Raw genomic sequence first — 8528 nt, 5'->3', positions numbered from 1 at the left:
CATACGTGTTTTACGACGAAATGGAACAGCATCATAGAACTGATCCATTAGCCATGTTTTCCCACGACCTACACCACCCCACATATAAACACCTTTTGGATAGGTCTGACGACGGAAACGTCGAAATGCCTTCTTTGATGCTTTATAGCGAGTGAGTAACTCTTTCCATACTCGATCTAACTCTTGCACTGCCTCAGCTTGCGCTTCATCTGGCATGAATTGTCCTGAATCAAGTGCTTGAGCATAACGCTCTGCAGGTGATGTTGGGATAAATGCAGTGCTATATGAGTCTGGTTTAGAATTTGACATAAGGTGTTATTGCAATTTTAATTAGTGAAAATTATATCGAACATTGAGTTCAAAGACATTAGATTTTAGGCTTAATTATCATAGAGTTTAAACATCATAATGTACCATTTTTAATCATTTAATTATTTCGATTATATTGTCTTGGGCTCTGTCCAAACCATCTTTTGAACGCATGATTAAACGCTGCTGGTTCAGAATAACCAAGCAATTCTGCCACTTGTTCAATCGAATAAGAACTGTCTTCTATAAATTTTATTGCCTTCTGTTTGATCAGACGTTCACGAATTTCTTTATAGCTGGTCTGCATTTGCTGCAATTGATGTCTTAATGTACGCTCAGGAATATGTAAAGCACATGCCGTTTCTGCCATCGTTGGAATGATTCCATTTTGCAGCTCTAAATAATCTTCGACATACTCAACAACAGTAAGTTTTTGCTTTTCACTTTTCTGCAAGTTCGCTAAGTCTTGTAGGCATTTTTCTTCATAAACACGACAAGTAATCGCGTCAGCAGAAGGAATTTTTACTTTTAAAATTTCGATATCATTCAGAATAAACGATGCTTGTTTACAGTCGAATTTGACATCTTGTCCATAATATTCTTGATATGCAGATAATAATGATAAATCAGCAGGTCTTTGAAATGGTAATTCAATTTTAATTTTAGGCGTTTCAAGCCCCATCATCTTGAAAATATCTTGCAAAAACTTATAAGTACCTGAAATTTCGCATTGTGCTCTTAAATGACCTAAGTGAGTGTCCAATTGAACAGGCTGATAATCTAAATAGATTTGATGCTCAGTAATATTGAGATCCAATGAACCAAAAAGATGAGTTAAACGCTGAAAACGGACACCATTGTGCAAAGCAGTATGTAAATTCTCACTTGTTACCAACAACATGAGAAAAGGCCCATAACCTGCGAGTGCATAATGCTGACCGATAAACAGACCTTGTTCAGCACGAAGATCCTGACTAATATGCTGTAAAATATCCCATTCAATTGCATCTGGAATAATAGAGCTTGGATCTAAAGCATCAGCTTGAATTCCCATATCTGCGAGGCGAGCATCCACATCAATACCGACATGCCGCATGCCTTGAATCAAATACATCAATCCGAGGATAGATCTTTTCATCTCACTAAATACAATTCTCAAAACTTTAATGTTGTACTACAAATGAACGAGCAAATGAATTGCCGAAATGATCAAGTTTTGCGTCTATACAATCATATTTAATCTCAATAAAACCTTTAAAATTGCACAAAATTTAGCTGTATATAGGGCGTAGGCTATGCGTGAAGTATCCCAAAATGCGATTCAAAAAACTAAAGTTGCAATTATTGGTGCTGGTTTTGGTGGATTAGCAATGGCAATTCGACTATTACAAAGTCAAATCAAAGATTTTGTGATTTTAGAAAAGACCAATGATGTCGGTGGTACATGGCGTGAAAACCAATATCCTGGTGCAGCTTGTGATGTTCAATCACATATGTATTCTCTTTCATTTGCACCTAAAACAGACTGGTCAAAGCGCTACGCAGAAGCAGATGAAATTTTCGAATATATTCAAGATATTACTAATCAATATAAACTGAAAGATTATTGTAAGTTCAACCATGAAGTAACTCATGCTGAGTTTGACGAAACTCGCAATATTTGGACTTTAGAACTAAAAGATCAACCAACACTTGAAGCTCAATTTGTTATCTTTGCCTCTGGGCCTTTACACGTTCCCCAAGTTCCGCATCTAAAAGGAATCGAGAAGTTTAAAGGCAAAGTATTCCATTCTTCACAATGGGATCACGACTATAGTTTAGAAGGTAAATCTGTTGCATCCATTGGTACAGGCGGCAGTGCTATTCAATATATCCCTGAAATTGCGAAAGATGTTAAACAACTTTATGTGTTTCAACGCACAGCAGCATGGGTGATTCCGCGTGACGAACGTAAATATTCACAACTGAGTAAATCACTCTTTAAAGCTTCAAATATTTATCGTCAAATTCACCGCACTCGCCTGTACTGGACTAATGAATCACGTGTTGTACCAATTGTACAACCACAAATTATGAAATATGGACAAAAACTTGCTGAAGCATTTATCCGTTTCCAAGTGAAAGACAAGGAATTGGCGAAAAAACTAACCCCAGACTTTGTTATGGGTTGTAAACGTATTTTGATCTCAAACAAATACTTCCCTACGTTTAATCGTAAAAATGTTGAATTGGTAACTGATGGCATCCAAGAAGTGACTGCAAACGGAATCATCACAAAAGATGGTCAAGAACGTCAAATTGATTGCTTGATTTACGGTACAGGCTTTATTACTGACCCGCGTATTTACTTAAAGCACTTCAACTGTGTTGGTCGTAATGGGATCGAGCTTAAGCAAGCATGGAAAGATGGTGCAGAAAGTTATTATGGTGTAAGCACTAAGAACTTCCCTAACCTATTCCAACTCTTAGGGCCTAATACGATTCTTGGTCATAACTCGGTAATCTTCATGATCGAGTCACAAGTGAATTACATCTTACAACTCATTCAAACTGTAGATAAAACTGGCACACAAGCTGTTGAAATCAAACATGATGTACAAGATCAGTTTAATGAACGCGTACAAGAACAACTGAAAGGAACAGTTTGGCAAGCTGGCGGTTGCAGCAGTTGGTATCAAGCGGCTGATGGTAAAAACTTCTCTTTATGGCCAACTTATACTTGGAAATATTGGTTAGAAACTCGCAAAGTGAATGTTGCTGATTATAACTTTATAAGCATAACAGCGAATGCAAAAAACAATGCAGCTTAATCGATAATTCTTCATAATAAGCAGGTTATAAATAACCTGCTTTTTTTATGCATTCATTTATTTTAATCTTACAAATATTTATTTCGATTAGCTTAGGCTATTTCATAGCACCCCATCTTTCTAAACATCTAAAGCAATTTGTATTTAAAATTCTTCCTTATTTTTCTTATATTCTATTAGTAAGTGTGGCATTTGAATTGACCCAAGCGCTCAATCATATTGATCATCCTACGACTATCCTTCCGCCAGCAATCTTGATTGCTTTTACGACCTCGATTGGTTCATTCTTTGTTTGTTTATTGACGTACAAATTGATTGATCGGCAAAGCGTACAAGGCAAGATTTCATTACACCTATTTGTGAATGCTTTAAAAAATATAGCCAAAGCCTTTCTAGCGCTAGGTGTTGGTATTCTACTAGGCATATTAATAAATAGGTCTGAAATACAAATTAACTTCAACAGTTGGTATTTATTACTCATTTTTATTTTTCTCATCGGTATCGAACTCGCATTTACACAATTTGACCGTAGTTGGTTAAGCTGGCGAATTCTCTTAGTGCCTTTAGCCGCGTTTATTGGCTCTTGCCTTGCAGCACTCTTTAATTATTTACTCTTGTCTAAGCAGTATCATCTAAATGAAGTTATGGCATTAGCCCAAGGTTACGGCTGGTATTCAATGTCTGGAATTTTATTTACTGAGTTGCACTCACCTAAGCTAGGTGGAATTGCATTATTAACAGATTTATTTAGAGAAATTTTTGCAATTTTATTGATGTATTGCCTAGGTTGGCGTTTCCCTCGCTCTGCAATTTCGAGTGCAGGTGCCACCTCAATGGACGTTACACTTGCGATGGTAAAACAATCGTGCGGTACGCATTATGTACCCCATGCAATGATGAGTGGATTAATTTTATCGTTACTCGCACCGTTATTAATTAGTTTATTTTTGAGCTTAAATTTCTAATTACTAAAAAACCATGCAATTCAAATAAAAATAGGTGGCAATTCATACCACCTATTTTTATAAAACAAATGAGTTAGATAGAAGCTAAAATAGATTTCAACATTTCAGTGGGATTCTCAGCCTTAGTAATTGGTCGACCAATGACTAGATGAGTAGAACCATCTAACATTGCTTGTTTAGGTGTGACAATGCGTTTTTGGTCATCTGCATTTGAACCTTCAGGACGAATACCCGGCGTAACCAATGCAAACTCTTGACCCAACATATCACGTAGAATTTTTGCTTCTTGTGCTGAGCATACAACACCGTCTAAACCACTTTCTTGAGTTAATTTCGCTAAACGTTTTACTTGTTCGACTGGTTCAATATCTAAACCAATATCACGTAAATCTTCACGACCCATTGAAGTTAAAACTGTGACTGCAATGAGTTGAGTCTTATAGTTACCTGCTTTTAAACGCTCTACACAAGTTTCCATCATTTTACGACCGCCAGATGCATGTACATTGACCATCCACACACCTAAGTCCGCAGCAGCACATACAGCTTGAGCTGTCGTATTTGGAATATCATGGAATTTTAAATCAAGGAATACTTCAAAACCTTTATCTTGTAAATTTTTAACAACCGATGGTCCTTCATGCGTAAATAATTCTTTACCCACTTTGACGCGACAAAGTGACGGATCAAGCTGTTCTACAATTGTTAAGGCGTCATATTGGCTTTTTGCGTCTAAGGCAACAATAATACTCACGAATCTAGTTCCATCACATAAAAATCGGCTTAATTATAGAGTGAATAATAAAATGAACAAAGTATGAAAACACGCTTAATGAAAAAAAGCATTTCTATCAAACCTAAATCATCTTTGTTCAGAAATTAATATTGCACGCGTATCTAATTCTAATGCTTCAAAAATATGATCTTGATCCGCAGGATAGCAAATATAATCACCCTCCTCCAATATCATTGGTTCAGAAATCAGACCGACTTTCGCTTTACCTTTCATAATAATAATGTGCTCAACACTACCAATCAGATGCGGTTTACTGCAACGCGGCTCACCGGGCTGAGTTGTCAAGATATAAACATCACGTCTTGCACCTGTTGGACAGTTCGCTAATAAGATTGCTTGATAATGTGCTACTTCTGATGAAACAGATGGGCCTTCGCCGAAACGAATGACTTGAGTTTGAGCAATATTGCTTTCCATTAATTTAGCAAATGGAATGTCCAAAGCTACACACAATGCCCATAAGGTTTCCAAACTAGGATTTCCTTGTGCAGCTTCCAACTGAGATAAAGTCGATTTTGCAATACCAGCACGTCTAGCGACTTCTGCTAGTGATAATCCAGCTTTTTGTCTTTCTCTCTGCAAACCTTTTGCAACGATTTCAATTGGCAATGACATAGTACACCATAAAAAACGATTGTTCGTTTTGACGAACAGCATAACAATGAACTATTATATCGTACGTTCGTTTGATATAGAAATCAGATATGTCTAATAAAACACAATATGACCTAATCAAAGCAATTGTTTTGATCTCTGTAGCTACAGGCATCGTTGGGATTTCATTAGGCGCTGTTGCTGCTAGTTTTAATATTCCGCTTTGGATTCCGCTTGCGCTTTCTTTGACAGTTCTCGCTGGTGCTGCTGAATTTACTTTTATTGGTATGATTGCAACGGGTACAAATCCCATTTTTGCTGCGTTTACAGGGATTCTCATTAATTTACGTCACTTACCATTTGGATTATCTGTTGCTGACTTTATAGAAAAAAATGCTTTTCGTTTTATTGCATGTCACATCATGAATGATGAAAGTGTCATGTTTGGATTGAGCCAACAACAACCAGCTATAAAAAAATCAGCGTATTGGATGTGTGGAATAGGTATAGCTGTTCTTTGGCCAGTAGGTGTCACTATTGGTTATTTATTGAGTCAGAATATTCCAAATATTTATGCCTTCGGAATTGATGCGGCATTTCCTGCCATTCTCTTTGCATTGATACTCCCACTTTTGAAAAATAAAACGACTCGAAACAGGGTGTTCTTAGGAAGTGGTTTATCATTAGCCTCTATTCCCTTTTTACCTACAGGCTTACCAGTCTTAATTTCTATGTTTGGTTTACTCTTAGGAAGAAAATCAAAATGAAATACGACACTGTTTATATAATTGCTGGAATTACGATCTTATCAATCGGAACTTATCTCATTCGATATTCTGGCATTTACCTTGCAAATCGAATTGCTTTTAAAGAGCATCATCGACAAATGCTTTCAGATTCAGCTTGCGTTCTTTTATTTACACTAGCTGTATTCAATACAATTTTTACAGAAAATGAATTTAGTGGAATAAGCAAAATAATTGGCGTTTCGGTTGCAATTTTATTTGCTTGGAAAAGATACTCTTTGATTGTTGTCATTCTAGTGGCAATCGTAGTAACAGCAACTTTAAGATATTTAGGTTTTTCTTAGTAAAAAAATAGCTCCTTGATTAACACAAAGAGCTATTTTTTAGATTATAAATAATCTTAGAATTCTTTAATTACAGTGGAGTGCGAGATTGACCTTCAGGATTAATATCTAGAACAGTTTTCTCATGCCTTACACTTGAAGCAGCTTCAGCAGCAGCCTGTTGTGCAAGTTGAATCTGCTCTTTTCTAAGGTGATCAATATCTTTACGTAAACGCTTGATTTCCCAACTTGTTTGGAACACTCGGAAAACCTGAACACCCAACAATAAACCAACAACAATTCCTAATGCTAGGGTTAACAAAAGTAATAAACCCAAACGCATTGCAGGAACTTGAGTAAATAATAGATCTACTTGTAATTCCGCTGGATTCTGAAGAACCAAGGCTAAAGCATAGCCAAAAATAGCAACGAGTAATGCAATTAATACATAGCGCATAAGCTGCACCTCTCTTTTTTATTTAGCTGATTCGTTTACCGCATCGCGAAGTGCTTTACCAGGTTTGAAATGAGGAACTGCTTTTGCCGCAACATCAACAGCTCTACCTGTCTTAGGATTACGACCTAAACGTGGTTCACGGTGATGTAAAGCAAAGCTTCCAAAACCACGAATTTCAATACGATCACCACTCGAAAGTGCTTCGATCATCTGATCAATCATGATCTTAACTGCATCTTCAACCAAAGGCTCAGCTAAGTGTGGGTTTTTAAGTGCAATCCGTTCAATTAAATCAGATTTATTAAGTGCTTCAGTAGTCATTGATGACCTCTTTAATTATCGCTACTTCTCAATGTTTTTAATAATAACCTGTTTAAATACAAAACGGTAGCGCAGTACATCAATACTACGCTACCGTTTACAGTATTTTTGTATAAAAAAGTACGTCTCTGTTACAAGAAACGTACCTTTTAACAAATTACTTCATTTGAGCTTTAATTAAGTCACCAATAGTCTTAGGACCATTGCTTTCTGCAGCTTGAGTAGCAGCAGCTTGACGAGCGTTGTTCACAGCTTCTTTCTCTTCTGCTTCGTCTTTCGCTTTGATAGACAAGTTGATAGAGCGTGATTTACGATCAACGTTAATGATCTTCGCTTCAACTTCTTGACCAACTTCTAAGAATTTAGTCGCATCTTCAACGCGATCACGGTTGATTTCAGATGCTTTAAGAGTTGCTTCGATGTCATCAGCTAACTTAACTGTAGCGCCTTTAGCGTCAACAGCAGTTACAGTACCTTTAACTAAAGCACCACGTTCATTCGCAGCTAAGAAGTCATTGAATGGGTCGCTGTTTAATTGCTTGATACCAAGGCTGATACGGTTACCTTCAGCGTCTACAGATAAGATAACTGCTTCAACTGTGTCACCTTTCTTGTAACGACGGATAGCTTCTTCGCCTTGTTCGTTCCAAGAAATATCAGATAAATGTACTAAACCGTCGATACCACCAGATAAACCGATGAAGATACCGAAGTCAGTGATTGACTTGATCGTACCAGAAACTTTTTCGCCTTTTTCATTAGACTTAGCAAACTCTTCCCATGGGTTAGCACGAGTTTGTTTGATACCTAAAGAAATACGACGACGTTCTTCGTCAACTTCAAGAACCATAACATCAACTTCGTCACCAATCTGAACTACTTTAGATGGGTGGATGTTTTTGTTTGTGTGGTCCATTTCTGAAACGTGTACTAAACCTTCAACGCCTTCAGCGATTTCAGCAAAGCAACCGTAGTCAGTTAAGTTAGTTACGCGTGCTTTAACGATAGAACCTTTAGGATAACGGCTCATGATCGCTAACCATGGATCTTCGCCTAATTGCTTAAGACCTAAAGATACGCGGTTACGCTCACGGTCAAACTTAAGTACTTTAACAGTAACTTCTTGACCAACTTCAACCACTTCTGAAGGGTGCTTGATACGCTTCCAAGCCATATCTGTGATATGTAAAAGACCATCAATACCGCC

11 protein-coding genes are annotated in these 8528 nt (G+C 37.1%); 4 read left to right on the top strand and 7 right to left on the bottom strand.

Annotated elements, in window-relative coordinates; all coding sequences use genetic code 11:
• On the bottom strand, positions 1-309 hold a 309-nt coding region (gene zapE / locus B4237_RS02675), incomplete at its 3' end, for an AFG1/ZapE family ATPase (protein WP_286941247.1).
• Positions 310-427: 118 nt separating this feature from the next.
• Positions 428-1447 carry an AraC family transcriptional regulator gene (locus tag B4237_RS02670; RefSeq protein ID WP_026094098.1) on the bottom strand — a complete coding sequence of 340 codons (1020 nt, stop codon included), beginning with the start codon at positions 1445-1447 and terminating at the stop codon, positions 428-430.
• A 157-nt stretch (positions 1448-1604) separates the two neighbouring features.
• Here B4237_RS02670 and B4237_RS02665 point away from each other — a divergent pair, with 157 nt between their 5' ends.
• Together B4237_RS02665 and B4237_RS02660 are read left to right on the top strand one after the other, a co-directional pair.
• Positions 1605-3119, top strand: a complete 1515-nt coding sequence (locus B4237_RS02665; protein WP_278595156.1) for a flavin-containing monooxygenase — start codon at positions 1605-1607, stop codon at positions 3117-3119.
• A gap of 47 nt (positions 3120-3166) precedes the next feature.
• Positions 3167-4084 (top strand): lysine exporter LysO family protein, encoded by a 918-nt coding sequence (locus tag B4237_RS02660; RefSeq protein ID WP_278595155.1) that lies wholly within the window; start codon positions 3167-3169, stop codon positions 4082-4084.
• Positions 4085-4157: 73 nt separating this feature from the next.
• Here B4237_RS02660 and pyrF read toward each other — a convergent pair whose 3' ends face one another.
• Together pyrF and B4237_RS02650 are read right to left on the bottom strand one after the other, a co-directional pair.
• On the bottom strand, positions 4158-4838 hold the full coding sequence (gene pyrF, locus B4237_RS02655) for an orotidine-5'-phosphate decarboxylase (protein WP_278595154.1): 681 nt from the start codon (positions 4836-4838) through the stop codon (positions 4158-4160).
• Positions 4839-4946: 108 nt separating this feature from the next.
• Positions 4947-5495: a helix-turn-helix domain-containing protein gene (locus B4237_RS02650; protein WP_061518424.1), complete on the bottom strand. Its 549-nt coding sequence runs from the start codon at positions 5493-5495 to the stop codon at positions 4947-4949.
• Between the two features lie 89 nt (positions 5496-5584).
• On the opposite strand from B4237_RS02650, the gene B4237_RS02645 reads away from it, so the two are divergent.
• Positions 5585-6241 (top strand): AzlC family ABC transporter permease, encoded by a 657-nt coding sequence (locus B4237_RS02645; protein ID WP_278595153.1) that lies wholly within the window; start codon positions 5585-5587, stop codon positions 6239-6241.
• Positions 6238-6564: an AzlD domain-containing protein gene (locus B4237_RS02640; RefSeq protein WP_019384491.1), complete on the top strand. Its 327-nt coding sequence runs from the start codon at positions 6238-6240 to the stop codon at positions 6562-6564. The genes B4237_RS02645 and B4237_RS02640 overlap by 4 nt, the downstream gene beginning before the upstream one ends.
• A gap of 70 nt (positions 6565-6634) precedes the next feature.
• Here the strand turns inward: B4237_RS02640 and B4237_RS02635 are convergent, their stop codons facing one another.
• The 3 genes from B4237_RS02635 to B4237_RS02625 form a co-directional block, all read right to left on the bottom strand.
• Positions 6635-7000, bottom strand: coding sequence for a lipopolysaccharide assembly protein LapA domain-containing protein (locus B4237_RS02635; RefSeq protein ID WP_278595152.1), 366 nt, complete (start codon positions 6998-7000; stop codon positions 6635-6637).
• An 18-nt stretch (positions 7001-7018) separates the two neighbouring features.
• Positions 7019-7321 (bottom strand): integration host factor subunit beta, encoded by a 303-nt coding sequence (locus tag B4237_RS02630; protein ID WP_004879864.1) that lies wholly within the window; start codon positions 7319-7321, stop codon positions 7019-7021.
• A 157-nt stretch (positions 7322-7478) separates the two neighbouring features.
• Positions 7479-8528, bottom strand: a 1050-nt coding sequence (locus tag B4237_RS02625) for a 30S ribosomal protein S1 (protein WP_286941240.1), incomplete at its 5' end; no start/stop codon positions are given.

The sequence above is a fragment of the Acinetobacter sp. UBA6526 genome, from assembly GCF_002434875.1.
Taxonomy (GTDB): domain Bacteria; phylum Pseudomonadota; class Gammaproteobacteria; order Pseudomonadales; family Moraxellaceae; genus Acinetobacter; species Acinetobacter venetianus.
The sequence above is the reverse complement of the archived record's forward strand: the minus strand, read 5'-3'. Positions and strand labels throughout refer to the sequence as shown.

Coding starts and splice junctions, on each gene's coding strand:
- B4237_RS02670 (WP_026094098.1), bottom strand. CDS start 1,447: ATGAAAAGATCTATCCTCGGATTGATGTATTTGATTCAAGGCATGCGG.
- B4237_RS02630 (WP_004879864.1), bottom strand. CDS start 7,321: ATGACTACTGAAGCACTTAATAAATCTGATTTAATTGAACGGATTGCA.
- B4237_RS02660 (WP_278595155.1), top strand. CDS start 3,167: ATGCATTCATTTATTTTAATCTTACAAATATTTATTTCGATTAGCTTA.
- B4237_RS02650 (WP_061518424.1), bottom strand. CDS start 5,495: ATGTCATTGCCAATTGAAATCGTTGCAAAAGGTTTGCAGAGAGAAAGA.
- B4237_RS02665 (WP_278595156.1), top strand. CDS start 1,605: ATGCGTGAAGTATCCCAAAATGCGATTCAAAAAACTAAAGTTGCAATT.
- B4237_RS02635 (WP_278595152.1), bottom strand. CDS start 7,000: ATGCGCTATGTATTAATTGCATTACTCGTTGCTATTTTTGGCTATGCT.
- B4237_RS02645 (WP_278595153.1), top strand. CDS start 5,585: ATGTCTAATAAAACACAATATGACCTAATCAAAGCAATTGTTTTGATC.
- B4237_RS02640 (WP_019384491.1), top strand. CDS start 6,238: ATGAAATACGACACTGTTTATATAATTGCTGGAATTACGATCTTATCA.